We start from the raw sequence: 26,369 nt of genomic DNA on the forward strand, positions 1-26,369 counted from the left end.
GAGACCCTGTTCGGCCACGTCAAGGGCGAGTGGCCACACCTGGAGAAGATCAGAGACCCCGGCGAGCTCGAGCGCGAGCTCGACCGCCGCCGGGCCGAGTACAACTCCGTGCGGTTGCACGCCGGCGTCGGGTATGTCACGCCCGACGACGAACACGAAGGCCGCGGCGAAGGCATCCGCCAAGCCCGCCGCGACGGGCTCGCCGCGGCCCGCGAGGCACGGATCAACTACCGTCGAAACACGAGCAAGGACCACCGATGATCACTACCCGCTCGTGGTCGGGTATTCCATCGCCCGGCTGCTTCATTAACTCGGACACACCTCAGGCATCGGCACGCGCGCGGACGTGTTCCCGGTTGTTGCCACGCACCCGCTCCAACCGCTCCCGAACCGCCTCGGTCACCGCCTGGGTGAGGCTCTCGCCGGTCAGGCAAGCCAATTCGCGGGTGAGCTCATGCGCCTCCCGGCTCTTGATATTGAGACTCATCCACACCTCTTCCACGGTAGAAAATTACTTCTACCATGGTAACCACCTCAGCGGTCGTCGAGCCCGACCGCGACCAGCGGCTGATGTTGGCGTGGACGTAGGCGGCGGTGGAGCGGACGCCGGCGTGTCCGAGCCAGAGGGCGATGATGGCCGATCCAGGTGAACCGCAGCTCTCGAAGCTTTCGTCCAGCTGCCGCGCGTACGGCTCCCCCAGCAACGGCCCGCGCTCCGCGAGCAGATCGACGTAGAACGCTGGCGAGTGACCAGGCCTGCCCAGCACCGAGGCCGCCAACGCGTCCAACGCGCCCTGCTTGGCCACTCGGCACCCGGTCCCCACCGGTCGGTGGCCTCCCCTGCCTGGGTCGCCCGCCCCGACAAGATCGACACTACAGCTCCTCGTCACACGGCGGGGCGGGCCATGCAGGCGGGTGGGATGCACGGGGGTTTACCCCCTAAGGAAAGCGGGTGCGCCCCATCGTTCGCCCCCGGCCGGGGGCGTACACATGTACACCTGACATCGACTGTCCGAGGGGGTCCCGATGCACCGCGACCGGCCGTTCCCTCCGTTGCCGGCGCCGGACGTGGTGAGCGCGGGGACCGACCCGACCTCGGGCGGGTCGGTCATCGGGCGCGGACGCCTACCGACCACGTACCGAAGGTTTGTTCGCGCGGATCGTGCACGTCGCGGGCGATTTCTGGGAGGTGTGCAGCAAGGACGAGCTGCGCACCCGGTACGGCACGCCCGGATCTGCAGCAGCCGCGCGTCGTGGCCGGGCCGTGGCGCAATACGACGAGGCTGGGCTGGTCACCGTCAAGGACGGCGACGTCAAGGGCAACGTGCTCGACTCTACCCGACGGCTGATAGCCGACACCGCTGCGGCACGTGTTCGACGAGATATGCGCAGCTGCGGTCACAACATAACGACGGGCTATCGAGCCACCTGCCGATCTGATCGTTCGAGTCTGTCCCGTCAAGTCGGTTACCGGCACCAATCCGGTCCGGCTTGACAAATAAATACGTACTGTGCGAGGCACTCATCGCATTCGGGGAGAGTTAGTGTACTTCCAGTTGCTTGGCACCCTAAAGGTTCAGCTCGATGGGGATCGGGTTGAACTTGGCGGCCTTCGTCAGCAGAGGCTCCTGGTCATGCTGCTGCTCGACGCCAACAGAGTGGTCGGCGCCGGTCGGCTCATCGAAGCCATGTGGGACGGCGAGCCACCGGCGACAGCGAGCAGACAGCTCCACAACGCCATTGCCGCGATCAGGCGCAGCTTCACGGTGGCCAAGCACATCGTCGTAAAGGACGGCCCCGGATATCGCCTACAGGTTGACCCGCAGGACATCGACTCTCACCAGTTCACCACGATGATCGCCCGCGCCTCTGCGGCCGCGGCCGGTGGGCGCACCACGATGGCAATAGAGCTTCTCGAAGCAGGGCTTGCCCTCTGGGAAGGGCCAGCGCTTTCTGGTCTGAACAGCCCAATTCTCGACATCACCGCTGCGAAGCTCGAGGAGAAGCGCCTGTCCGCGACCGAACAGCTCCTCGGATTGCGTCTGTATGGGGGCGACGCCGCGGCGGTGGTGCCTCAGCTGGGAGAGCTGGTGTCCCAGAACCCGCTGCGGGAGGAGACCCGCAGGTTGTTGATCATTGCGCTGTACCGCAGCGGGCGCAAAGCCGACGCGTTGAACGTATACGAAAAGGGCCGGCGGCTGCTGAGAGACGAGATCGGCGTTGACCCCAGCCTGAATCTGCGCGAGCTCTACGAGCGGATTCTGCGAGATGATCTCCCGCAACCGAAACAAAGAGCCGAGCCCACCAGTCCGGTTCCGATAAGCGACGGCCAACCGGCTGTCGCGCCGACACACTGCGGCGGTGCATGCGCCAATCGTTCGTTTCTTCCCTACGACACGGCACACTTCACCGGGCGCGTCAAAGAGTTGCAGTTTCTGATGACCGCGCCCCGGTCAGAGACCGAGACCACCTTGGGCATCGTGGCTATTGACGGCATGGCCGGGGTCGGCAAGACCACGCTGGCCGTTCGGCTCGCCCATCAACTGGCGCACCAGTATCCCGAGGGACATCTTTTCATCGATCTGCACGGTCATACGCACGGGCAGGATCCGATGGAGCCGGATGCCGCATTGGAACGGCTGCTGCTGGACTTCGGACTCTCGCCAGCGCAGATACCCCAGGACATGAGGCAACGGGCCGCGCGCTGGCGCGCCGAGGTCGCAGATCGCCGGGTCCTGGTGGTACTGGACAACGCCCTTGACGCCAAGCAGATCCGCCCACTTCTCCCAGGCACCGGAAAAGCGCACGTGATCATCACGAGCCGACGGCGACTCGTCGGCCTCGACGGGGTGACGTCTCGCACGCTCGACGTGTTCTCCATCGCGGACGCGGCAGCGCTGTTCACGAAGATCTCCGGCGTTGACCGCACCGATAACCGCCCGGACGCGCTCGCCGAAATCGTTGCCCTGTGCGGGTATCTGCCGCTGGCTATCAGCATTGCCGCATCCCGCTTCCACAACCGTCCGGCGTGGTCGCTCGACCACCTGATCCTCCGTCTGCGCGACGAGCGCCAGCGGTTTGCCGAACTGACCCTCGGCGATCGCAGCGTGGCCGCTTCTTTCGAGGTGTCCTACCGAAACCTATCGACCGAACAACGCCGGCTGTTCTGTGTTCTCGGCTTTACCACCCATCCCGGCGAAGAATTCGACGCCAGTACCGCCGCAACGTTGATGGAGATTTCCGTGTCAGCGGCGGATCGGCTGCTGGAGGAGCTTTTCGACGCTCACATGCTCATGCAACGGGCGGCGGGCCAGTATTACTTGCACGACCTGCTGCGGGAGTATGCCCGTGGCAAGGTGGCGAAGGAACTGGATATCCATGACGGCACGCTGAACGCACTCGGTCATTCGGCCTACTGAGGTTGAAAGGCTGGGGTGCCGGCTACGGGGACTCAAGGGAAAGGCCGGTCTCGGCGATGAAACCGTCGAGCAGCTCCGAGCGGTACTGCATCTGTTTCAGGCCGGTCCTGACCAGGGCGGCGTCCAGCCGGACAGCCAGGTCTCCTTCACCCAGGTCGTGACCGCCTCCTCGTCGCGCTCGACGGCCCGGTGCGCCGGCACCTGCGGCGTCCAGCCGATCCGGTGCAGCAGGTAGGACACCCCGCGCGGGATGTCCCGGACGCGGACCAACGCGACGATCAGCGCCGCGACCCGGGCCAGGGTCCAGCGCCGGTCCTCGACCCAGCCGTGCCCGCCGGGACCGGCGGCGAACATCTCCGCGGCCTGGAACCGCACCGCCTCGCGCTGGGCGCGGGCCTCGAACGACAGGCCACCGGAATCCGGATACTTCATTCCTCAACCATGCTCGTGTCGAGTAGCCGGCAGTAACGAGGCCGACCACGACGAAACGCCGGCCTTTCAACTTCGCTAGTAGCCATCGTTGGCTCCGGCGCCGTCTGTGACGGGCCGGAGCCAACGATGGCTACGACCGAACCGGCGTTCCGGAACACCGGTCCGATGCACAGCGGATGCGCGAACAAGGCAGCTTCGATGGCCGGGACAGGCAGGCTCTACGACGGAGCCAGTCGAACGGTCGAATTGGAACGTCGCCGACCTGCCAGCCGGCGAGACTCGATCGATCAGCACCAAGTCCGGAGGAGAACACCGTGTAACCCGTCGCCACGATTCTCAACAGCCGTTGCGAGCTGGTCAGCAACACCCACAGCCGAGATATCCCTCGGTGAATCCGTCGTGTCCGCGAAGTCGCCCGTTCCTTAGCGAGGGCGTCGCGGCGCCCAGAAGATTGTCAGAATAGGCATTCTTTTCGCAAATTTCATTTCTTGTCGTGGCCGTCGCAGGCCCGCACCAGAAAGTGATGACAATGCTGTTCACGCACAGGACAGTCCTGACCCCGGAACTGCGTGCCAAGGTGGCCGCGGACTCCGGCATCGGCGGTGGCAACCTGCTTCCCTCGATGCTGGCCATCAACCCGTACCCGGACGAGCCGTTCATCAAGTCGCTGACTCCGGTGCCCTACACCGACGGCGAGACGTGGACCGAGTTCAGCCTCCGCGACCTCGACCACCTGATCCAGAGCTGGTCGGTGTGGTACCACGCGCAAGGAGTGCGCCCGAAGGACCGAGTCGCGATCTTCCTGCCCGACTCCATCGCATACTTCGTGCACTATTCGGCCATTGCCCAGCTCGGTGCCATCGCCGTGCTCATCAACTGGAAGGCACCGCGGGAAAGCGCCGTCGCGCTGTGCGAGCGGACCGGGGCGATCGGCCTGTACTCCGATCGGGAGCGGTTGGACCGGATCGCTCCCGATCTGGACAGGCTGGCGCTGCGGTGGATCAACACCGTCGAGGAGACGCCGAGCCCGGCTTCGGCGACGCTGCCGGACGAGGCACGGTTTCGGCATCACCCCGACGACCCGGTCGGGATGATGCACTCGTCGGGCACGACGGGCCTGCCCAAGCCGGTCATTCACACCCACCGCACGATTCTGGAAGGCCCCAAGTTCCGTGCCGTTGACTACCAAGAGGAGCCCAACGCCCTGATCATGACCGCGCTCCCGCAGTCGCACCAGGGCACCATCTCGTTCACCTCCTATTCGGTGCTCGCCGGACAGCCGCTGCTGGCCTGGCGGGATGTCACCGGAGAGGAACTGGCGGCGGCGATCCCGGAGCACAAGCCGACCATGGTGATGGCCTTCGGCCATGCCTACCCGGAACTGACCGCGCTGGAGACTCCCGCCGGTGCCCTTGACTCGGTCAACATCTGGGTCTCCATGGGGGATGCGGTGCACGAGCGGCACCTGAAGAACGTGCTCGCCCGCCGCTCCGCAGGCCTCCCGCCGGCGGCCTTCCTCGACCGGCTGGGCACTACCGAACTGGGTTGGGGTGTCCTGATGCAGCCCCGCACCCTGGCAACCGAGCGCAACGACCGCTGCGTCGGCCGCTCGGTCGGCTTCGCAGAGGTCGCCATTGTTCGGGAGAACGGCACGCTCGCCGCGCCGTACGAGTACGGATTCCTCGGGGCGAAACCACCGTCGATGACCGTGGGGTATTGGGGCAACCAGGACACGTACTACCGGAGCATCCTCGCCGGCTACTGGTTGACGGGCGACATCGCTTACCGCGACGAGGACGGCCATTTCTACCAGGTCGACCGCGTCGTGGACGTGGTGCACACCGCGCAGGGGACGGGCTACTCGGTGCAGATGGAGGAACTGGTTCTCAACGAGGTCGCCGGCGTCGAGGACTGCACGGTCGTCGCCGGTGGGTATCGGGACGAGAAGGTGGCCGTCGCCGTGGTGACCGGGGAGGACATCGACCCGGAGAAGGTGCTGTTCGCGGCCAACGAGGCGTTGCGCGCGACCGGGAAGCCGGAGCTGGCCATGGTCGAGGTCGCGAGTGCGGACGGAGACTTCCCGCTCGGCGTCACCGGCAAGTCGCTCAAGCGCTACCTGCGCGACAAGTACGAGGACCTGGCCGCCTACATCCGTGACCGTCGAGGCAAGAACCTCGCCACCAGCGCTGCGCTCGCATGAGCCAGCGGGAAACGACGACCACCGTGGCTAACCAAGAACTCCTGCTCGTATTCGACGAGACCGTGACCCGCGCCGGGGTCGACGGTTGGATTCGGCACCTCGAATCCGCCGGCACGCCGACCCAGCTGTACCGGCTCGGCACCAGTCTCATCCTTCCGGTATCCGATGTGGACGCCATACACACGGCGGGGTCGGATCTTCCGGCGCCGACCCGCCAGGTGCTGCGGAGCAGCGATGCCTGGTTGGGGCGCAGGGAACTGCGCCCGACCGGGACCCAGGTCTGCATGGGACCGACCACGATCGGCGACGGCTCCGTCGCGGTGATCGCGGGGCCGTGTGCGGTCGAGACGCCGGAACAAGTGATGGCCACCGCGGCCGTCGTCGCCGAACACGGCGCCGTCGGCCTGCGGGGCGGCGTGTTCAAACCGCGGACCTCGCCGCATTCCTTCCAGGGTCTCCAGTGGAACGGCCTTGAACTGCTGGTCGAGGCCAGGGCGCGGACCGGCCTCCCGATTGTCACCGAGGTGGTCGAACCGGAGCACGTCAAGCGGCTGGCCGAAGTGGTCGACGGGATTCAGATCGGGGCCAGGAACATGCAGAACTTCGCGCTGCTGACCGCGGTGGCCCAGAGCGGTCTTCCGGTCGTGCTCAAACGCAGCTTCGGCTGCACCGTGGAGGAAACCCTCGCCGCGGGCGAATACCTGCTGCTCGAAGGCAACGATCAGGTGGTGTTGTGCGAGCGGGGCATCCGCACGTTCGAGCCGTCGGCGCGATTCACGCTGGACCTCACCGCGGTCGCGCTGTGGAAGCAGCGCACCCACCTGCCGGTCATGGTGGATCCCAGCCATTCCGGTGGCCAGCCGAAACTGGTGGAACCGCTTTCCCTGGCCGCGATCGCGGCGGGCGCGGACGCACTGCTGATCGATGTCCACGTCCAGCCGGAGCAGGCGTTGTGCGACGGCAACCAGGCGCTCCGCCCGCACCAGTTCGCCGGCTTGATGGGCCGGCTCGCTCGTGCGGCGGCCGGGCTGGGCCGCCACATGAGCGGCGGCACATAGATCGGGGAGTGGTGACCCCAGTGGGTGAGAACTTGCAGCTGGCCATCATCGGGCTTGGCCCACGCGGCATGTCGGTCGCGGAACGACTGTGCGCCAATGCCGAGTCGCTTCTGCCGCAAGGGCGGCAACTCGTCATCCACCTCGTCGACCCGCACGTGTTCGACGGCGGCCAGGTATGGCGGAGCACGCAGGACCGCGTGTTGTTGATGAACACGGTCGCCTCCCAGGTGACCATGTTCGTCGACGAGACCGTCGACTGCGCCGGACCGGTGGTGAACGGGCCGAGCCTCTACGAGTGGGCCCGGTCGATCGCTTTGCTCGGCAGCCCGAACGTACCGGAGGCCATCCGGGCCGAAGCCGCGACGCTCGGGCCGGACGACTACCCCTCCCGGGCGTTCTATGGGAGCTACCTGCGGTGGACGCGCCGCCGCATCATGCGGACGGCGTCCCCCTCGGTCAGCTTCACGTTGCACCAGGCAACCGCGGTCGACGTCCGCGACACGCCGGATGGCCGGCAAGAAGTGGTACTGGACACCGAGGAGTCCATCGGCGACCTGCAGGCCGTCGTGCTCGCACTCGGCCACCTGCCGCATCAGCTCGGCGAATCCGAGTTGGCCCTGAGCCGGTTCGCCGATCGGCACGGCCTGCGGTACATCGCACCGAGCAACCCGGCCGACGTGGCGCTGGACGCCATACCCGCGGGCGAAACGGTGCTCCTGCGCGGCATGGGCCTCAACTTCTTCGACTACCTGGCCCTGTTCACCATCGGCCGTGGCGGCAGGTTCGTGCGCGAGTCCGACGGCACCCTGGGCTACGTTCCGTCCGGGCAGGAACCCCGCCTGGTTGCGGGGTCTCGGCGCGGGGTGCCGTACCAGGCCCGCGGCAAGAACCAGAAGGGGCCGTTCGGCCGGCACGAGCCGCTGTACGTGACCGCGGAGGTGATCGAGCGGCTACGGGCCTGCGCCGACGCCGGGGCACCCGCGGACTTTCGCCGGGACATCTGGCCGATGATCGACCAGGAAATCCGCACGGTATACTACGCGACCCTGGTGCGGGAGCGCCGATGCATCTGCGATGCCGAGGAGTTCACCGCCACGTTCGCCATGGCGGACCCCCCCGAGGTGCCGCTCTCCGGTGACCCGCTGGCCATCGAGGAGAGCGACGCCCAGCGCAACGTACTCACCAAGTTCGAGATAGATCCCGACCAGGGCTGGGACTGGCGGAAGATCGCGGCGCCCTACACCGACGACGACCTCGCCTCGACCCACCGGTTCCGCAGCCGGCTGCGGTCCTATCTGGACACGGAAGTCCGGGAGGCCGGAAAAGGGAACGTGACCGGGCCGCGCAAGGCCGCCCTGGACGTCCTGCGCGACATGCGCAACGAGATCCGGCTGCTCGTCGACCACGGTGGCCTGTCCGGCGACTCCTACCGGGACGATCTGCAGCGCTGGTACATGCCGCTGAACGCCTACCTGTCAATCGGTCCGCCCGCGGAACGCGTCGAGCAGTTCGGCGCCCTCATGGATGCCGGCGTGCTCGAGGTTCTCGGCCCGGACCTGCGGGTCGGCTGCTCCGACGGACACTTCGTCGCGCACTCCGGAGCCTGCCCGGACCTCACCGTGCGGGCCGCCACATTGATCGAGGCGCGCCTTCCGGAAACCGACCTGCACCGGACGACCGACCCGCTGCTGCGGGCGTTACTGGCCCGCGGCCAGTGCCGGCCGTACCGCATCCCGATTCGCGGCGGCGGCCACTACGTCGCAGGCGGCGTCGCGGTCACCCGGCGTCCGTACCGGCTGCTGGACGCCGCGGACCGCCCACACGCACGGCGTTTCGCGTTCGGCGTGCCCACCGAGTCGGTGCACTGGGTGACCGCAGCGGGCATCCGGCCCGGCGTCAACTCCGTGATCCTCGGTGACGCCGATGCAATCGCCCGATCCTGCCTGCGCACCGCGGCCGAGCACCCGCGACCGCCGGTGCTCGCCGACGATCGCGTGGACCTCTCGACCGGGAGACCTACATGACAGGCGTGGACCACGGGATTCTTGCGCCCGCCTGGGCGGCGACCGGAGCGGCTGATCTCGTCGACGACAACGCGCTGCTGACCGCCATGCTCACCACGGAAGTCGCCCTTGCCGATGCGCAGGCCGAGCTGGGCGTGATTCCGGCGGACGCGGCGAAAGCCATCAGGGTCGCCGCCGTGCCTGCGCGCATCGACCCGGCGGTGGTGGCGGCCGGCGTGCGGGAGACCGCGAACCCCGTCGTGGCGTTCGTCGGTCAGCTCACCGCCGCGGTCACGGCGGTCGATGCCTCCGCCGCCGAGTACGTGCATCGCGGCAGCACCAGCCAGGACATCCTGGACACGGCGCTGACCCTGCTGTGCGCGGCGACGCTGGGCCGCATCGAACACGACCTGCTGGCGTGCGCCCGAAGCCTGGCCGGACACGCCGATCGGCACCGCGACACCCCGATGGCCGGGCGCACCCTGACCCAGCACGCCGTACCGGTCACCTTCGGGCTGAAGGCGGCCACCTGGCTGCATCTTGTTCTCGACGCCGTCGAGCGGGTGCGCCGGACCCGCGCGGCGCTGCCGGTCTCGCTGGGCGGCGCAGCGGGCACCCTCGCGGCGTACCAGCAGTACGCGCTGGGCACGGGCGATCCGGCCGGCACGACGCTGCGCCTGCCCGCGCTGGTGGCCCGCCGCCTCGGGCTGGCCGAGCCGTCCCTTCCCTGGCACGGAATTCGCACGCCCCTGGCCGACGTGGCCTCGGCACTGCTGGTCACCACCGGCGGGCTCGGCAAGCTGGCCGCCGACGTCCTCGTGCTCACCCGGACCGAGATCGGGGAGGTCGCCGAGGAGCAGGCGCCGGGCCGCGGGGCGTCCTCGGCCATGCCGCAGAAGCACAACCCCGTGTTCTCGACGCTGGTCGCAACCGCGGCCCGGCAGCTGCCACCCATCGTCCTCGTGCTGTTCGGTTCCATGGCCGTGGAGGACGAGCGGTCCTCAGGCGGGTGGCATGCGGAGTGGCAGCCGCTGCGGGAGTGCCTGCGGATCGCAGCCGGCGCCGCCGCCAACGCCGCATGCCTCGCCGCTTCGCTACGGGTCTCACCCGAGGCGATGGCGGCGAACCTGCGGCTGACCCGCGGCGCGGTCGTCTCCGAGCGCGTCAACGCGGTACTGGCTCCGTTGCTCGGCAAGGCAAACGCCAAACGCATGCTGGCCGAGGCGACCGCACAGGCCGAGCGCGAGGGCGCCGATCTCGTCGACGTGCTCGCAGTCGCACTGGACAAGGCCGGGATGCCCGGCCTCGAGGTGCCCGGGCTGTTCGATCCATCCAACTACACCGGGATATCCGGGCCGCTGGTCGACCGGGCGCTCGCGCGCTTCGACAGCGTTTTCGAAGGAGAGCTCGCATGACTGATGTTGCCGCGCTGGAGTTCGCCTGGGAGCGCGCGGAGCCGATCCCCGCCGAGCGGCGGCAGGAACTGCTCGCCCTGCCCGGGTTCGGCGACACCTACTCCGATCACATGGTGACCGTGCGGTGGCAGGCCGAGCTGGGCTGGCACGACGCCCGGGTCGGGCCGCTCGCCCCGCTCTCGCTGCACCCGGCCACCATGGCCTTTCACTACGGTCAGACGGTTTTCGAGGGCCTGAAGGCGTTCTGGCGCCCGAACGGTCAGCGAGCCCTGTTCCGGCCCGCCGACCACGCCCGCCGGTTCAACCGCTCGGCGCCCCGGATGGCCATGCCCACCCTGCCCGAGGAGGACTTCCTCGCGGCGCTGGAGGCGCTGCTGCGGGCCGACGGCACCTGGGTGCCGCGCGCCCGGGGACACAGCTTCTACCTGCGGCCGTTCCTGATCGCGACGGAGACACACCTGAGCAACCGCCCCGCCGAGGAGTACCTGTTCGCACTGATCGGCAGCCCGGCGCGGCCCGCGTTCGCCGCGGAACCGAAGCCCATGCGGTTGTGGGCAGCCACCGAGTACATCCGTGCGGCGCCGGGCGGTACCGGTGCGGTCAAGTGTGGCGGCAACTACGGCGGCTCCTACATCGCCCAGCAACAGGCCGCGGCCAACGACTGCGACCAGGTCGTGTGGCTGGACGCGCGGGAGCGCCGGTACATCGAGGAAGCGGGCGGTTCCAACCTGTTCTTCGTGGAGTCGACCACCGATGGCCCCCGCCTCCGCACGCCTCCGCTGAGCGGAACCCTGCTGGCGGGCGTCACCCGGGACTCGATCCTGCGGTTGGCGGGATGGCTCGGTTACCCGGTCGCCGAGGAGCCGCTCACGCTGGACAAATGGGAGCAGGGCTGCCGAGACGGGCGGATCACCGAGGCGTTCGCCTGTGGCACCGCCCGGGCCATCACCCCGGTCGGGCACGTGGTCTCCGCGCAGCGGGAATGGCCGGTGGGCAACGGCACTGCAGGTCCGGTGACATCGCGTCTGCTCGAGGCGTTGCTCGACATCCAGTACGGGCGGACTCCGGACGAGTTCGGCTGGATGCGGCTCGTGGACACCGAGGGCGAGGCCTAGTTGACTTCCTCCCCACGCCTGAAGGCGGGGAAGTCCCGCCCTCACCAGCGGGGGTTCCTCGTTCACCGGGCCGTGCCGGTCGGTTGCCCGACGCGGTCTGACCGGCCCTCCGGAGGCAGCCACGACCAGCCCGGCCGCCGTATCGATGTTCTTCGCCGCGTTGAGGTCCCGGTCGTGCCGGATGCGGCACCCCGGGCACGTCCACTGCCGTGTCCCGAGCGGGAGCGTGGCGAGCAGGTACCCGCACGAGCGGCACGTCTTGCGGGACGGATACCAGCGGTCGACGACCACGAACTGGCGTCCGGCCTGCTCGGCCTTGTAGGCCGGCATCGTGCGGAACTCCGCCCAGCCACACCCGCTGATCGCCCTCGCGAGGCGCCGGTGGCGGACCATGCCGGACACGGCCAGGTCCTCGACCCCGATCCGGTCGAACCGGCGCACCAGATCCGTGCTGGTCTTGCGCAGGAAGTCCCGCCGCGCGGTCCGCACCTTGACGTGCGCGCGGGCGACCTTGCGGCCGGCCTTGGCCCGGTTCACCGAGCCGCGCCGCTTGCGGGCCATGCGCCCCTGGTAGCGGGCCAGGTTTCGTTCCCGCTTGGCCAGGTGCCCGGGGTTCGCGATCCGCTCCCCCGTGCAACACCCCGCGAAGTCGGCGACGCCGAGATCCACCCCGACCGTTTCACCGGTCGCTCGGGAGGGGACCGGGTCGGCCACATCGACGGCGAACGTGACCTACCAGCGCCCGTCCGGTTCGCGGGACACGACCACCATCGTCGGGTGGAGCCGGGTCATGTCGAGGTCCGGCCACGACCAGGCCACCCGCAGCGGCGCGCTGGCCTTGGCCAGCCACAACCCGTCGGCCTTGATCCGGAACGCGGACCGGGTGAAGTGCGCCGACTGCCGTCCATGCCTGCTCTTGAACCGTGGGTAGCGGCCGCGTCCCGCGAAGAAGTTCTGGAACGCGTTGTGCTGGTGGCGCAGCGTCTGCTGCAGCGGCGCCGAGGACACCTCGGACAGGAACGCCAGCGCGTCGGTGCGCTTCCACGCGACCAGCGCGGCATCGGTCTCCCGGTACGGGGTAGGCCGCTGCTCGATGGTGCAGCGCTCCTGCCGAGCCGCGAGGGTCTTGTTCCACACCAGGCGGACACAGCCGAACGTGCGCCCCAGCAGGGCCGCCTGCTCGGGGTCCGGACAGGCCCGGACCTTGTACGCCGTCCGCACAACATCGAGTTAGCCAGAAGGGTTGCGATGAGTAAGACATCGTTCCGATTCCTCCCCACAGCTGAAGCCGGGGGCTTCCCCCGAGCACTTCGGTGAACACGGAAGCCGCGCGCCACAGGGTCATGAACCACAGGGCCATGAACCACAGGGCGAAACTGCTGCGGGCACTGCATGCCGACGGCACGCTGGTGCTGCCCAACGCGTGGGACGCGGCCAGCGCGGCGGTGATCGCCGACGCGGGTGCGGTCGGGATCAACATCGAGGATGCGCCGGCCGGCGAATCCGGGCTGCACGACCCCGAGAGCGCTGCCGCGCGCATCCGGGCCGCCCGGACCGCGGCGGCCGCGTGCGGGGTACCGGACATTGTGATCAACGCTCGGACCGATGTGTACATGCGTCGGATCGGCGATCCGGAGACCCGGCCGGACGAGGTACTGCGCCGGGCAGCTGACCGCCGAATCCTCATGGCTCGGCTATGCCTGGCTCAACTCGCTGTTTCCCGCTACCGGTCTCGTCGAGGGATGATCCATGTCCGCAATCCCCAGGGTCGACTTCTACTTCGACCCGGCCTGCCCCTTCGCCTGGATCGCCTCCCGGTGGATTCTCGAGGTGGAACAAGAGCGGAAAATCGATCTGCGGTTCCGGGTGATGAGCGTGTCCGTGCTCAACGAGGACCGCGAGATCTCCGAGTGGCACCGGGAATTCTGCGACCGCGCGTGGGGCCCCGCCCGGGTCTGCATCGCCGCCGCCCAGCACCACGGGGAGGAGGTGCTGCGCGACCTCTGCACCGCGCTGGGCACCCGGATCCACAACGGGCGCAACAAGAACTACCCGGAGGTGATCGAGCAGGTCCTCGCCGAGACGGGCCTGCCGGCAGAGCTCGCGGAGGCGGCGAACGGAACCGACTACGACGAGGCCCTGCGCAAGAGCCACGCCGAGGCACTGGCGCCGGTCGGCGCGGACCTCGGCACCCCGGCCATTCACATCGACGGCGTCGGATTCTTCGGGCCGGTGCTGAACGCCATTCCGCGCGGCGAGGAGGCCGTGCGCATCTTCGACGGCGCCCTGACGCTGGCCGGCAACCCGCACTTCTTCGAGCTGAAGCGCGCTCGTTCTGGTGGCCTGAACTACGAATGACAGAAGGGACGTGTGCGCATGAGACGTATCGGGTTTGTGGAGTCGAACCGCTCCGGATCCGGGTTCGATGCGTTACGGGCGGCGCGGAAACTGGGTTTGCACGTCACCTTCTTCAGTTGCGGGCTGGATCGCTATCACGCGACGCCCGGTGGCACGGAGGTACTGCGCACCTGCGTCGACGAGGTCGTTTTCTGCCCGACCCATGAGCTGGCGCCGCTGCTGGCGGCGGCGAAGGAGGTCGACGCGGCGCAGCCGCTCGACGCGTTGCTCTCGGTCGCCGAGTACGAGGTGGTTCCGGCCGCCGAGGCGGCCCGCCAGCTCGGCCTGCCCGGCCCGGATCCGCGCGCGGTCCGGATCGCTCGCAACAAGGCCGACCAACGGCGGCGCTGGGCCGAACACGGCGTGCCCATCCCGGCATTCCGCGCCGTGACCACGGTCGAGCAGGCCGCGCGGGCCGCCGCGGAGATCGGACTGCCGTGCGTGGTGAAGCCGGCGGACGAGACCAGCGGGGCCCATGTCGTCCGCTGCACGACCGTGGCCGAGGTGAGCGACGGTTTCTCGGCCGTGCGGTCCGAGCCGACCAACCGCCGCGGTCAACCCCGGCATCCCGAGGTACTCGTCGAGGAATGCCTGGTCGGGTTCGAGGTCAGCGTGGAAGTTCTGGCGGAGGCGGGATCCGTTCGCGTGCTCGGGGTGACCGACAAGCTGGTCGGGGGCGGCAACCGGTTCATCGAGCTCGGGCACAGCTTCCCGACGGCGCTGCCGGATCCGCTCCGGGTCGAGCTGGAACAGACCGCGGTGGCCGCGACCATGGCGGTGGGCTTCGACCTCGGCATCGCTCACGTCGAGCTCAAGTACACCGCCAGGGGTCCTGTGCTGGTCGAGATCAATCCACGGCCGGCCGGTGACCAGATCACCGAGCTGATGGATCGCAGCCTTGCGATGTCCACCATGGAGCTGGTGATCCGCCAGTACCTCGGCGAGTCCCTCGGCGTCATCGAAGCCGCTGCGGTAGGTGGCGCGGCGATCCGGTACCTCACCGCGCCACCGGGCGTCGTGGACAGCGTGACCGGACTGGACATCGCCGCTGCCGTGCCCGGGGTCTGCGAAGCCGTGGTGTCCGTCGAGCCCGGTACACGGGTCAACCGGTTGCGGGTCAACGAGGACCGGATCGGGCACGTCCTGGCCACCGCCGACGATCCGTACCTGGCCGGCCGGATCGCCGAGGCCGCGGCCCAGCAGATCGCGGTGTGCACCCATCGAGGCTGACCAAATGCGTGTTCGATGCTTCGCCGATGGCCGCGTCGGCGAGGCTTGGCCTACCGGGCGCTGAGCCCTTGTCTTCGCGCCCCTTGTCTTCACGGGAGAAACGATATGCCGAACCTGGCCATGGTGATGCCCTACAAGGCATACATCAGAAAGGCCCAGGCGGAGGGGTTCCGGATCAGCGCGATCTGGGATCCGGCCGAGGCCGAGCGGCTGTTTGGCGCGCAGGCTGCCCGGTACCTCCAGGACGTCGAGGCACTCGCCGACGGCTTCCGGTTGGTGGACTTCACCGATCGCGCTGCCTACGCCGAAGCGATCCGCGCGGCGGTGCGGGAAACCGGCGCCGACTACGTCTGGCATGTCGGTAGCGAGGAATCGATGATGCTCGCCTACGAGGTGGCCGACGAACTCGGAAAGGCGGTCAACTCACCGCGGTCGGTCGCACTGCTCAACGACAAGCTCGCCATGCGCACCCTGCTGCGGGACAAGGGCATCTCCTCGGTGCGGTTCGCCACCGCGGAGCGCTGGCCGGACGTGGCGGCGCTGCTGGCGGACTTCACGCTGCCGGTGGTGGTGAAGCCGGCGACGTTGTCCGCCAGCCGGGGGACCTACCTGCTCACCGACCCGGCCGACCTGCCGGCCTGGGGCGAGATGCTGGCCGCCCACCACTACGACGGGCCGCTGCTCGTCGAGGAGTACCTGCGCGGCCCGGAGTTCAGCGTGGAGACGCTGACGGTGCGCGGCGAGCACCACGTGATCGGCGTGACCCGCAAGCTGCTCGGCCCACTGCCGCATTTCGTGGAGCGGGGACACCTGTTCGGCGCGCCGGACACGGCGGAGACCAGGCAGGTGGCCGCGCTCGCGGTGGAGCTGCTCGACGCCGTCGGGTACCAGTGCGGGCCGGCGCACACCGAGATCATCCTGACCGCGGACGGACCGCGGATCGTGGAGTCCCAGGCCCGGCTCGGCGGGGACAAGATCCCGGACATCATCCAGATAGCACAGGGTTTCGACATCAAACGAGCCATGTTCGCCGCCCTTGCCGGACGGGCGCCCCGGCTGTGCCCGGCGGAGTCCGTCGGGCACATCGCGTACCTGAGCTTCCCCAGCGGGATTCTCCGGTCGGTGTCGGGCCTCGACGAGGCATGCGGGCTGGATTTCGTCGACACCCTGAACTTCCCGTTCTCGGTCGGGGACGTGCTTCCGGAGACGGTGAGTTCCAAGACCCGGCACGGCTTCGTGATCCTCACCGGCTCCGACGATGCCGCACAGGCCCTGGCCCGTGCGGACCGGGTGCGCGAACTGATCACGGTCGAGGTGGCTGCCGGCACGCCGGCCGGAGAGGTCGTGGCCCGATGAGGAAGTTCTTGGCGCTGCACCGCAACGTCCGGGTCAGGATCGGGTTGGCATTCGTCCACAAGCTGATCGACGCGATGATCCTCACCTTCATCGCGATCTACCTCGCGTCCCGGGTAGGGATCGCGACCACGGGCGCGTTGATCCTGCTGTTCGCCGTGTTCGCGGTGTTCGGCATGCTGCTCGGCGGTCATCTGTCGGAGAAGTGGGGACGCCGGCCCGTCCTCATCGTCGGGGACCTCATCGGCACCGTGTTCCTGGTGCTGATGACCATGGCCTACTTCGCCGACTGGGGCCCGCTCGCGGTCTACTTCAGCTACGCCATCGTCAAGTTCGGGACCAACCTGGCGCTGCCGGCCAACGACTCGACGATCATCGACGTGACCCCGGTCGAGGACCGCAAGTACGTCTACACGGTCAACTACTGGGTGATCAACCTCGCGCTCGGCGGCGGCGCGCTGATCGGCGGCTTCCTGTACGGCACGCACTTCGGCGCGGTGATCCTGGGGGGCGCCATCGGCATGGGTTTCGCTCTCATCGGCACCGTACTGCTGGTGGCGGAGACGAAGCCGGAGTCAACAGCGGCCGCCGCCGTGCCCGGCAAGCTCCAAGGGTGGGCCCAGTTCGTCGAGGGATACCGGGTGGTGCTGGTCGACTCGACGTTCCGCAGGCTGATCATTGTCGCCACCCTGGTGCTGACCCTCGAAGGGCAGCTGAGCACCTCGATCGGGATCCGGCTGTCGCACGACTTCCCCGTCCAGTACGTGTTCCCGTTCGGCGATGTGGACGGCGTGCAGATGCTCGGCGTGCTCAAGGCGGTGAACACCGTCCTGGTCGTGCTGCTCGCGCTGTACATCAACGCGCTGCTGCGTCGGCTGCCCGACCGGGTCCGGCTGTATGCGGGCATCACCCTGTACGCGGGCGGCTTCGCGGTGCTCGCGGTCAGCAGCACCGCCTGGGTGCTGCTGACCGCCGCCCTGGTGCTGACCATCGGCGAGCTGATGAACACGCCGGTCCAGCAGACGCTGCTGGCGGAGCTGGCCCCGGAGCAGGGCCGGCCGAGGTACATGGCCGCGTACTACCTGCACATCCGGTTCGGCCAGGTGGTCAACTCGCTGCTGATCAGCCTGACCGCGGTCCTGAGCACCCAGGGAATGGCCGGGATCTACCTGCTCTTCGGCGTCGTGATCATCATGCAGTACCGGGTGATCCTGGCCCGCCGCACGGCGCGTGCCGGTGCGGAAGCACCCGTCTCCGTCTGACTTCTGCGCACACCTTGGAGGCAATCATGTCGGCAAGGGCGAATCGGGTCACCGAGGCCTACCTCGCCAAATGCACGGCTCCGGACAGCCGGCTGCGCCACGCGCTGGCGGACCTCGACGTGTCGCAGACCAAGCGCGCGGCGTGGCCGAGGCTGCTGCCCCGTCCGGTCATGGTCGACGAGGCGGAGTTCCGGGCGTTCGGCCGTGATCTTGTCACCATCTACGAGCTCGTCACCTCCCTGCCGCAGCGCTGCTTCGACGGGGACTTCGAACGGTTCCGCGCCGCCCTGGGCATCGACGACCGGCGCGGTGCGCTGATGCGCCGGCTGCTCGGCGACGGCCCCCCGCCGCTGTACGGCCGGGCCGACATGTACTACGACGGCTCGTCGTTCAAGCTGCTCGAGTTCAACATCGGCAGCGCGCTCGGCGGCCTGGACATGGTGGGCACGCTGCCGAAGGCCTACCTGCGGATCCCGGCGTTCGCCGAGTTCGCCGCCGCCCACGGCCTGCGCTACCTGGACATGGGCGGGGACCTCGCCGAGGCACTGCGCGACGCGGGCAAGGCCATCGGTGCCGGCGAGCCGGTGGTCGCGGTGCTGGAAGGGCCCGGCGGGATGGCCGTGTACGGCCACCAGCGGCGCGCGATCGCGCAGCTGCTGGCCGAGCAGGGAATCGACTGCCGGGTCGGCGAGATCGGCGATCTGACGTTCCGCGCCGGCAAGCCGCATCTGGACGGCACCGGAGTCGACGTGATCCTGCGGTACTACGCGCTCGAGGAGATGCTCGCCCATCCGGACGGCGACGCGCTCATGGAGCCGGTCTTCCGCGCCCACGAGAACGGCACCGTGGTGGTGTGGACACCGAGCAACGTGTTCGGGAACAAGGGCACGCTCGCGATGCTGTCCGAGTGCTCCGCGGACACCTCGGTGTTCTCGGCGCAGGAGCGGGCGGTGATCGATCGGGTGCTGCCGTGGAGCCGCATGCTCGGCCGGCGCGGCGCCGGTTCGGATGAGCGGTTCATCGAGGAGTGCGTGCAGCGCCGGGAGCAGCTGGTGTTCAAGCCGACCGGGCGGTTCGGCGGCGAGGGCGTCCTGATCGGACCGGAAGTGGACGACCGTACCTGGCGGGAGGCGCTGGCGGCGAGCGCGCAGACCGGCTGCCTCGTGCAGGAGATCGTGCGGCCGAACCTGGAGCTGGTGATCGATCCGGAGACCGGTGCCCGCTCCGAGTGGTACGCCCTGTGGGCCGCCTTCATGACCCCGGCCGGACTCTCCGGCGGCGGTGTGCGGGCGGTACCGCCCGGAGGCACCACGGTCATCACCATGATCAACAACACCAAGGTTCGCAACACCTGCCTCTTCACCTGCTGAGCAAGGAGTAGCTCGATGGCCCGACTCGTTGACCTGACCCACGGCTTCTACGACGGAATGCCGTCCTATCCCGCCGACTGGTATCCGAAGTTCGCCAGCGAGCGGGCGATGAGCCCGGAGACCGACCCCTACGGCACCAAGCGGACGTTCTCCTACCTGCATGTGTTTCCGCACAACGGGACGCACATGGAGTACCGCCTGCATTTCTTCCCCGGCACCGAGGGCATCGACGAGGTTCCGCTGGACACCCTGATCGGCCGCGCCTGCGTCGCCGACCTGTCCGACAAGGGTGAGCTGGAGCCGGTCACCGGCGAGGATCTGGAGAAGGTGCTGCGGCCGGTGTGGCGGGAGGGCGACCGGCTGCTGGTCCGCACCGACTACCTGCGGCACAACTGGGGCCGGCCCGACTACTGGGACCGCCCGCCCTACCTGACCCCGTCGGCCGCGCAGTGGGCCATCGACAACGGCGCCAGCCTGTTCGGGCTGGACTGCCTCACCGAACGGCCGGGCGACGCCGAGTCCCCCGTACACCACGCGCTGCTCGCGGCCGGCATCCCGCTACTGGAGTACGTGACCAACATGCACGAGCTGACCAAGCCGGTCGTGCAGCTGGTCGCGTTGCCCATCAAGGTGGCCGGAGCCGAGGCGGCTCCTGCGCGGGTCATCGCCATGGAGGACACCGATGGGTGACACGGCGCGGCACCCGGTCGCGCTCGCGCCGGTGGCCGACGACGGCGCGGTGCCCGCTGCGTTGCACCGGCTGCTCGAGCTGCTCGACGAGCCTCTGGCCGGCCTGCATCCCGGTGCAGAGGTGTTGATCAAGCCGAACCTGTTCCAGACGACCCCCGGGTTCCACGTGAACCCGGCCCTGCTGGCTGCCATCGCCCGCGCGGTCGCCGAGCACGGGGCCCGGCCGGTGATCGCGGAGCGCACGCACGCGATCTACGAGATCCTGCACGACCACGAGGCCGCGCGGTACGCCCGCGTGGTCAGCTTCGACGACCTGCCGTTGCGGATCACCGGCATTCCGGGCGCGACGTCGTTGCGGGTACCGATCGCCGTGCCCGAGCTGATCGGAGACTGCGACTACTTCATCGGGGTGCCGCAGCTACGCACGCACGCGAGCGTCGTCTACTCCAACGCGATGAAGAACCTGGTCGGGTTGTTGCCCGGCTACACGACCCGCATCGTGCACATGGCCGGGGTCGATGAGTCCACCGTGGATCTCAACCTGATGCGCCCGCAGGATCTGGTCGTCTGCGACGGAACCACGGTGATCGAGGGCAACTACCCGATGGACGGGCGTGCGCGATCGGTGGGCTTCCTGGCCGCCAGCCGAAACGCGGTCGCCCTCGACGTCGCGGTCGGCGTGCTGGCCGGCTTCGACCCGGACAGCGTCACCTACCTGCGCGACGCGCACCAGCGCGGCATGGGCCCACTCGCGCTCGGGGACATCGACCTGCGCGGCACCCCACTGGCGGAACTCGCCTTCGACATGGTCAAGGCGCCGGTCGAGATCGTCCCGCCGCGCGCGGGCATCCACGTCTACGCCGAGCGCGCCTGCCCGGCGTGCAGCCGGTTCGTGGCCGGGGCCATGCGCGCGCTTGCCGAGGAACTGTGCGCCTGGGACGGTGAGCTGACGGTCATCTCCGGCCCGCAGGTGCAGATGCCGCCGCGGCGCGGAGTCGTGGTCCTGGTCGGCAACTGCCTCTACGAGAGCCGCGATCTCGGGATCTTCATCGAGGGTTGCCCGCCACGCGCCATCCAGCTCGCCGCGTTCCGTTACGCAATGGGCCGAGCCGTCGGCGACCACGAGCGGACCCAGTTCCGGGTGCCGCCGCGACTGCTGGGCGTGGCGGGATGACGATCAACACGGTCACCTCGCCCGGGTCGGCGCTGTCCGCGGGATCGCGGGTGTACCGCCATGTCGTGCCGCTGGCGACGCGGATGAACCCGGTGGCGGCCGCCGCAGCGCTGCGCAGCGCCGGGCGAGTCATGCTCACCGCCGGATCCGGTGGTCGCCGCGCAGCGCTGGCCGTCGGCGAGCTCGCCGTCCTCTCCCATCCAGGTGGCGCGGGCCGCGCGCCGTTGTCCGACGCCGTGGATTTCCTGGCCGGGCTGGACATGCCTGCGGACACCCCGCTTCCCGAGGCGGCCTGGTACGGGCTGCTGAGCTATGACGCGGTACGCGACTTCGAGCGGTTGCCCAGCCGTCACCCGGCGACCGATCGGCCCGTTTACGAGTTCTTCCTGCCCGAGGCACTGGTCCAGTTCACGGACGGGCACGGGCAGGTGATCGGCCGAGGCCCCTCGGCCGACGCGGCACGCGCCGTGGCCGAATGCATCGCGCAGCGGCTGGACCGGCTGGCCGTCGCACCACTCGGCATCGTCGCGGTGGGCACAGGCCGGTTCGGCTGCAGCTACGAGGAGTACGTCGCCGCGGTCCACCGCGCGCAGCGGCACGTCCTCGACGGCGACGTCTTCCAGCTCGTACTGTCGATCGTCTGGACCGCACCGGCCACCGTAGATGGCCTGAGGGTCTTCGAGCGGCTGGTCGCGATCAATCCGTCCCCGTACCACTTCTGGTACGCCGGGCCGCGGTTCGAGATCGTCGGCGCCTCGCCGGAACCATGCCTGACGCTGCGCGACGGCCAGGCACTGATCCGTCCGCTCGCCGGAACCCGGCGGCGAGGCCACGACAGCCTCGCCGATCAGTTCGCCGAGGACGACCTGCGGTCGTCGGTCAAGGAACTGGCCGAGCATCGGATGCTCGTCGACCTCGCGCGCAACGACCTGGGCCGGGTGTGCCGGCCGGGCAGCGTCTCCGTCGAGCGGCTCATGGCCGTGGAGCGCTACTCGCACGTGATGCACCTGAGCTCCGACGTGCGCGGCCACATCCGTGGCGACCGGGGAACCGACGAGCTCATCCGGGCGACGTTCCCGGCGGGCACCATGACCGGCACGCCCAAGGTGCGCGCAATGGAGATCATCGATGACCTCGAGCCGGGCCGGCGCTGGCTGTACTCGGGTGCGGTCGGCTCATTCGGACTGTCCCACGTGGACCTTTACCTGACGATCCGCAGCATGGTGCTGAGCGAAGGGGAAATCCGCCTGCAGGCGGGCGGTGGCATTGTGCACGACTCCGAGGCGTCGGCCGAGTACGCCGAATGCCTCGCGAAACTCGGCTCGGGCGCCCGGGCCCTCGGCGTGACGATGGAAGGGGCCGCGGCGTGATCTGTGTCATCGACAACTACGACTCGTTCGTCTACAACCTCGTGCAGTACGTGGGAGATCTCGGCGCCGACTGTGTCGTGCACCGCAACGACGAGGTGACCGTCGAGCAGATCGTGGACCCCACCCCCGAGTTGATCATCATTTCGCCGGGCCCCGGTGACCCGGCCGACGCGGGTATCTCCGTCGAGCTGGTCCGGCGGCTGGGCCACCACGTCCCCATTTTCGGGGTATGTCTTGGCCACCAGGTGATCGGTGCCGCCTTCGGCGCCAGGATCCGCCACGCCGCTGAGCCGATGCACGGGAAGTGCTCGGAGATCACGCACGACGGAAGGGGCGTGTTCGCCGGGCTGCGGAACCCGCTGACGGTTGCCCGCTACCACTCCCTGGTGATCGAGGCGGACACGCTACCCGCCGAATTGGTGGCGACCGCATGGTCGGCGGAAGGCGAGATCATGGGTGTCCGGCACCGTTCCCTGCCGATCGAGGGCGTGCAGTTCCACCCGGAGTCGCTGTTCACCGAACAGGGTCTCGACATGGTGGGCAATGCGGTGCGCGGCATATGCAGCGGGGTATCCGCGCAGCGGCTGGCGGCCGTATGACCACGTCCGTAGACCTGCCGATGGACACCGACCTGAGAAGGATCGCCGACCGGCTGCTGGCCCGGCTTCGGTCACTGGCCGGCGTGGCCGTCGGGTATTCCGGTGGAGTTGACTCCACGCTCGTGCTGGCTGCCGCCTTGCGGGCGCTGCCGGCGAACCGGGTGCTGGCGGTGATCGCCGACTCGCCGAGCCTCGCCCGTACGGAACTCGTCGCCGCGCGGCAGGTCGCAGCCGATCTCGGCGCGGAGCTGGTCGAGGTCCGGGTCGCCGAGCTCGACGTTCCCGGCTACCGCGCCAATGCGGGCGACCGCTGCTACTTCTGCAAACACACCGTGTTGACCGCCGTCAGCGAGCTTGCGGTCCAGCGGGGCATCGCGCACGTAGCCACCGGTACCCATGCCGACGACCATCGGGCCGTGCACCGCCCCGGCCTGCGTGCCGCGCGCGAGCTGCGCGTGGTCGAACCGCTCGCCGATGCCGGGCTCGGCAAGCGGAAGATCCGGTTGCTTGCTGCCGCGTGGTCGTTGCCCGTCGCCGACAAGCCGGCGACGCCGTGCCTGGCCTCACGTATCGCCGTGGGTGTACCGGTCTCCACTGGCCGGCTGGGCCTGGTCGAACGCGCCGAGATCGCGGTGCGAGCGCGGCTGGCCGAATCCGGTATCCAACCACATGATCTACGGGTTCGGTTGCTCGGGGACGGGTATCGGGTTGAGCTGGACCGGTCGGCGCACACCGCGCTGGAGTCGTTGCCAGGACTCACCGGCGAGGTCCTCACTGCATTGGGTGGCCTTGGCCTGACCGGTGCCGGGCGGGTGTGGACATATCGCTCTCCCACGCACGCGCCCGCCATCGGTGACAGCGCGGACGTTCCGTGAGGTCGTCGCCGAGACACCGGTGCGCCGCACACCTGGAGGAGGAACCATGACGGCGCCCTGGGAACCCGACGAGGCGCTGGCCGCCTTCGCCGACCTCGATCTCGACCGGGCCGCCCGGCGAGGCTATCCGGAGGCGGTGTACTGCCGGGGCAAGACGGCCGAGCAGGTCGGGCTGATCGCCGGCGCGCTGCGCGGCCACGGAGCTCGCACGTTGTTCACCCGTGCGGGCCCGGAGCACACCGCGGCGATCCTCGGCGAGCTGCCCGACGCCTTCCACTACGCAGCCAGCGGGCTTCTGGCCTGGCCGCCCGACCCGCCGGACCCGGTGGGTGGCCGGGTCCTCGTCGTGGCCGCCGGCACGGCCGACCAGCCCGTCGCGCGGGAGGCACTGCTCACCGCCCGCCACCTCGGCCGCCCCGCCGACCTGATCATGGACGTCGGCGTCGCCGGCTTGCACCGATTGCTGCGCCGACTCGACGTGCTCCGCACCGCCAGGGTGATCGTCGTGGTGGCCGGCATGGACGGGGCACTCCCCGGGGTGGTCGCCGGGCTGGTCGCGGCGCCGGTGGTGGCGGTGCCGACGTCGACCGGGTACGGCGCGGCGTTCGAGGGCCTGGCGCCTCTGCTGACGATGCTCAATAGCTGCGCGCCCGGGGTCGCCGTGGTCAACATCGACAACGGCTACGGCGCCGGCCACCTGGCCGCTCAGATCGCCGCACCGCCCTGATCGAGAGACTCGCCCAGCCATGGTGCGCCGGGACGCAGCATCGCGGCCTCGGCGGCCGCGACTGCCTCGTCGAGCACCTGCCGCACCGGCACCTTGCGGGCCCGGGCCAGCGCTGCCCGCTCGGCGTCCCGTATGAGCACGCACAGGGTGTACGCCGGCCGACCCTTCTTCATCACGATCGGCACGAGCCACGCGTCAGCGGCTCCCGCCTCAAGGAGCGTGGCCAGCACCGTCGGCCACACCCGCGGATCCAGGTCGTCGACGTTCGTCTCCAGGACCCACATGCTTCCGGTCGTCGGCGCGTCGGCGAGGGGAATGCCGAGGGCCACGCGGACCACGTTGGCCCGCCCAAGGACGTCGCGCCCGCCCGCGCCCACCCGGCCGCTGTGATCTCCATCGGCGCGATCGGTCCGCACTCATCAGCCAGGGCGCGGACCAGGGCCATGCCGGTGGGAATGGCGAGCTCGCCCTCACCGCCCGCGATGACTCGCCACCCTCGGGCGAGCTCGAGAACCGCGGGCGCCGGCACCGGCAGGTCGCCGTGGGCTGACCCGATCCGCCCGGAGCCCACCGCAACCACGCTGGCCGTTACCCGCGAGACATCCAGCTCGGCGGTCTCGAGTAACGCCCGGATGTCTGCCCACGAACGGTGAGGATGCTCATCGGCGCGACTCTCGACGTCGGGCCACCTGACAACGGTGCTGGCCGCGCTCGGGGACGGCAGCTACACCGAGCCCACCGACAAGACCCTGACCGTCGCCGCGTTCCTGCGGGGTCACTGGCTGCCGGTCGCGCGCACCGGCGCCACCCGCCACAACACGCCCCGGCGGGCCACCACGATCGCCCAGTACGAGATCACGGTCGAGACCGACCGCGCTCACCGCGCCACCACATACCGCGCGGACCGGCTCCGCGATGCGCGGCGGATCCCTGAAGATCGCCCCGGGCGAGGCCTGCGGCGGCCGAATCGGCCTGTTTCCGCTGGTAGAAAAGCCGGTGGGCGGTGCCCTCTGTCGAGGAACACCTCCCACCGCACCGTCGGGACGACAGGATTTGAACCTGCGACCCCTTGACCCCAGGCACCAGCAAGGCACCCGCGACAAGCCTCGAAGTCGGGATCCGTGCTGTTCAGGAGTCCCGCGGCGTCCGTGCTCGTCCGGCGCGTGGTGGACCGGTTGTCACTCAGTCAGACACTCACCAGCCGCACCGACCAGCGTCGCGTCACCCGCCGCGTCGCCTGCGTAGCCCCTACCTCGGAGCCCCGGACGGCGATTCTGCGTCCGATCCGTGGGAGGCGTCCAGGGCGCGTAGCGAAGGTTCTGCGTGGGGCTAGGCGTCACCCAGACGCCTACTAAGCCCGGATCCACCGTCGCTCGAGCCATTTGATCGTTTTTTCGTTGCGGTGTCCGGTCTCAGGAACGGGGCGTGCTGATCTCGCCGGTCTGCCGGCTTCTCCGGGTCCTTGGTCGGGGTGGGTAGCGGGTCGAGGTGGTCAGGTGGGGATCGGCAGGGCGGTGGCCCGGGCCAGTGCGGTGAGGAAGGCGGTGGCCCAGGGCCACTTGGCGGGTAGGCGCAGGTGCAGCCGACGGGCGGAACGCACCAGGCGGCCGGGAACGCAGAACAGCGTGCGGCGCAGCGTGGCGGCGGTGGCCCGGTGCAGGTCGGCACCGGCGAGGATGC

Annotated in this window: 20 protein-coding genes and 5 pseudogenes; 19 read left to right on the forward strand and 6 right to left on the reverse strand. The window is 69.3% G+C overall.

Going from position 1 to position 26,369, the window contains the following annotated elements:
• A pseudogene (locus G567_RS34975) lies at positions 1-261 on the forward strand (hypothetical protein); the annotation flags it as partial.
• A 61-nt stretch (positions 262-322) separates the two neighbouring features.
• Here G567_RS34975 and G567_RS30995 read toward each other — a convergent pair.
• The gene (locus G567_RS30995) at positions 323-502 is read right to left on the reverse strand and encodes a type II toxin-antitoxin system VapB family antitoxin (RefSeq protein WP_037057962.1); all 180 of its coding nucleotides are present in this window, start codon (positions 500-502) and stop codon (positions 323-325) included.
• A 1,042-nt stretch (positions 503-1,544) separates the two neighbouring features.
• On the opposite strand from G567_RS30995, the gene G567_RS31000 reads away from it, so the two are divergent.
• Positions 1,545-3,419: an AfsR/SARP family transcriptional regulator gene (locus G567_RS31000; protein WP_051233481.1), complete on the forward strand. Its 1,875-nt coding sequence runs from the start codon at positions 1,545-1,547 to the stop codon at positions 3,417-3,419.
• Positions 3,420-3,515: 96 nt separating this feature from the next.
• Here G567_RS31000 and G567_RS31005 read toward each other — a convergent pair whose 3' ends face one another.
• Positions 3,516-3,851 (reverse strand): helix-turn-helix domain-containing protein, encoded by a 336-nt coding sequence (locus G567_RS31005; RefSeq protein WP_084796402.1) that lies wholly within the window; start codon positions 3,849-3,851, stop codon positions 3,516-3,518.
• Between the two features lie 523 nt (positions 3,852-4,374).
• Here G567_RS31005 and G567_RS0123530 point away from each other — a divergent pair.
• Genes G567_RS0123530 through G567_RS0123550 form a run of 5 tightly spaced genes read left to right on the forward strand, consistent with a single transcriptional unit; the run spans position 4,375 to position 11,642 of the window.
• Positions 4,375-6,051: a class I adenylate-forming enzyme family protein gene (locus G567_RS0123530; RefSeq protein WP_028931866.1), complete on the forward strand. Its 1,677-nt coding sequence runs from the start codon at positions 4,375-4,377 to the stop codon at positions 6,049-6,051.
• 23 nt (positions 6,052-6,074) lie between these two features.
• On the forward strand, positions 6,075-7,109 hold the full coding sequence (gene aroF / locus G567_RS0123535) for a 3-deoxy-7-phosphoheptulonate synthase (RefSeq protein WP_028931867.1): 1,035 nt from the start codon (positions 6,075-6,077) through the stop codon (positions 7,107-7,109).
• 20 nt (positions 7,110-7,129) lie between these two features.
• Entirely contained in the window at positions 7,130-9,133 is a 2,004-nt protein-coding gene (locus tag G567_RS31010; protein WP_037057963.1) for an FAD/NAD(P)-binding protein, read from the forward strand.
• Positions 9,130-10,527, forward strand: a complete 1,398-nt coding sequence (locus tag G567_RS0123545) for a class-II fumarase/aspartase family protein (protein WP_028931868.1) — start codon at positions 9,130-9,132, stop codon at positions 10,525-10,527. The genes G567_RS31010 and G567_RS0123545 overlap by 4 nt, the downstream gene beginning before the upstream one ends.
• Positions 10,524-11,642: a branched-chain amino acid aminotransferase gene (locus G567_RS0123550; RefSeq protein WP_028931869.1), complete on the forward strand. Its 1,119-nt coding sequence runs from the start codon at positions 10,524-10,526 to the stop codon at positions 11,640-11,642. The genes G567_RS0123545 and G567_RS0123550 overlap by 4 nt, the downstream gene beginning before the upstream one ends.
• A 156-nt stretch (positions 11,643-11,798) precedes the next feature.
• Here G567_RS0123550 and G567_RS35740 read toward each other — a convergent pair.
• Both G567_RS35740 and G567_RS35745 read right to left on the reverse strand, forming a co-directional pair.
• A pseudogene (locus G567_RS35740) lies at positions 11,799-12,356 on the reverse strand (RNA-guided endonuclease TnpB family protein); the annotation flags it as partial.
• A gap of 18 nt (positions 12,357-12,374) precedes the next feature.
• Complete coding sequence (locus G567_RS35745) at positions 12,375-12,863, reverse strand: RNA-guided endonuclease InsQ/TnpB family protein (RefSeq protein WP_211224047.1); 489 nt, start codon at positions 12,861-12,863, stop codon at positions 12,375-12,377.
• A 137-nt stretch (positions 12,864-13,000) separates the two neighbouring features.
• Between G567_RS35745 and G567_RS36740 the strand changes: the two are divergent.
• The 12 genes and pseudogenes from G567_RS36740 to larB all read left to right on the forward strand — a co-directional run.
• Positions 13,001-13,300: pseudogene (locus G567_RS36740) on the forward strand (isocitrate lyase/phosphoenolpyruvate mutase family protein); the annotation flags it as partial.
• Between the two features lie 91 nt (positions 13,301-13,391).
• Positions 13,392-14,000 (forward strand): mycothiol-dependent nitroreductase Rv2466c family protein, encoded by a 609-nt coding sequence (locus G567_RS0123560; RefSeq protein ID WP_028931870.1) that lies wholly within the window; start codon positions 13,392-13,394, stop codon positions 13,998-14,000.
• An 18-nt stretch (positions 14,001-14,018) separates the two neighbouring features.
• The gene (locus tag G567_RS0123565; protein WP_028931871.1) at positions 14,019-15,269 is read left to right on the forward strand and encodes an ATP-grasp domain-containing protein; all 1,251 of its coding nucleotides are present in this window, start codon (positions 14,019-14,021) and stop codon (positions 15,267-15,269) included.
• 105 nt (positions 15,270-15,374) lie between these two features.
• Positions 15,375-16,625: an ATP-grasp domain-containing protein gene (locus G567_RS0123570; protein ID WP_028931872.1), complete on the forward strand. Its 1,251-nt coding sequence runs from the start codon at positions 15,375-15,377 to the stop codon at positions 16,623-16,625.
• Positions 16,622-17,884, forward strand: a complete 1,263-nt coding sequence (locus G567_RS0123575; protein WP_028931873.1) for an MFS transporter — start codon at positions 16,622-16,624, stop codon at positions 17,882-17,884. Before G567_RS0123570 ends, G567_RS0123575 begins: the two co-directional genes overlap by 4 nt.
• A gap of 26 nt (positions 17,885-17,910) precedes the next feature.
• Positions 17,911-19,254 (forward strand): glutathionylspermidine synthase family protein, encoded by a 1,344-nt coding sequence (locus G567_RS0123580; RefSeq protein ID WP_028931874.1) that lies wholly within the window; start codon positions 17,911-17,913, stop codon positions 19,252-19,254.
• A gap of 15 nt (positions 19,255-19,269) precedes the next feature.
• The gene (locus tag G567_RS0123585) at positions 19,270-19,944 is read left to right on the forward strand and encodes a cyclase family protein (RefSeq protein WP_028931875.1); all 675 of its coding nucleotides are present in this window, start codon (positions 19,270-19,272) and stop codon (positions 19,942-19,944) included.
• Positions 19,937-21,118: a DUF362 domain-containing protein gene (locus G567_RS0123590; RefSeq protein WP_028931876.1), complete on the forward strand. Its 1,182-nt coding sequence runs from the start codon at positions 19,937-19,939 to the stop codon at positions 21,116-21,118. Before G567_RS0123585 ends, G567_RS0123590 begins: the two co-directional genes overlap by 8 nt.
• Complete coding sequence (locus tag G567_RS0123595; protein ID WP_028931877.1) at positions 21,115-22,488, forward strand: anthranilate synthase component I family protein; 1,374 nt, start codon at positions 21,115-21,117, stop codon at positions 22,486-22,488. Before G567_RS0123590 ends, G567_RS0123595 begins: the two co-directional genes overlap by 4 nt.
• A complete protein-coding gene (locus tag G567_RS0123600; protein ID WP_028931878.1) occupies positions 22,485-23,087 on the forward strand; it encodes an anthranilate synthase component II in 603 nt (200 codons plus the stop codon). The genes G567_RS0123595 and G567_RS0123600 overlap by 4 nt, the downstream gene beginning before the upstream one ends.
• A complete protein-coding gene (larE, locus tag G567_RS31020) occupies positions 23,084-23,962 on the forward strand; it encodes an ATP-dependent sacrificial sulfur transferase LarE (RefSeq protein WP_245585772.1) in 879 nt (292 codons plus the stop codon). The genes G567_RS0123600 and larE overlap by 4 nt, the downstream gene beginning before the upstream one ends.
• A 46-nt stretch (positions 23,963-24,008) precedes the next feature.
• Positions 24,009-24,689 (forward strand): nickel pincer cofactor biosynthesis protein LarB, encoded by a 681-nt coding sequence (gene larB / locus G567_RS0123610; RefSeq protein WP_028931879.1) that lies wholly within the window; start codon positions 24,009-24,011, stop codon positions 24,687-24,689.
• Here the strand turns inward: larB and larC2 are convergent.
• Together larC2 and G567_RS31030 are read right to left on the reverse strand one after the other, a co-directional pair.
• Positions 24,668-25,269, reverse strand: a pseudogene (larC2, locus tag G567_RS35750) (nickel pincer cofactor biosynthesis protein LarC2). The gene larB and the pseudogene larC2 sit on opposite strands and share 22 nt — an antisense overlap.
• A gap of 912 nt (positions 25,270-26,181) precedes the next feature.
• Positions 26,182-26,369: pseudogene (locus G567_RS31030) on the reverse strand (IS1380 family transposase); the annotation flags it as partial.

Origin of the sequence: Pseudonocardia asaccharolytica DSM 44247 = NBRC 16224, assembly GCF_000423625.1 — a bacterium.
Lineage (GTDB): Bacteria > Actinomycetota > Actinomycetes > Mycobacteriales > Pseudonocardiaceae > Pseudonocardia > Pseudonocardia asaccharolytica.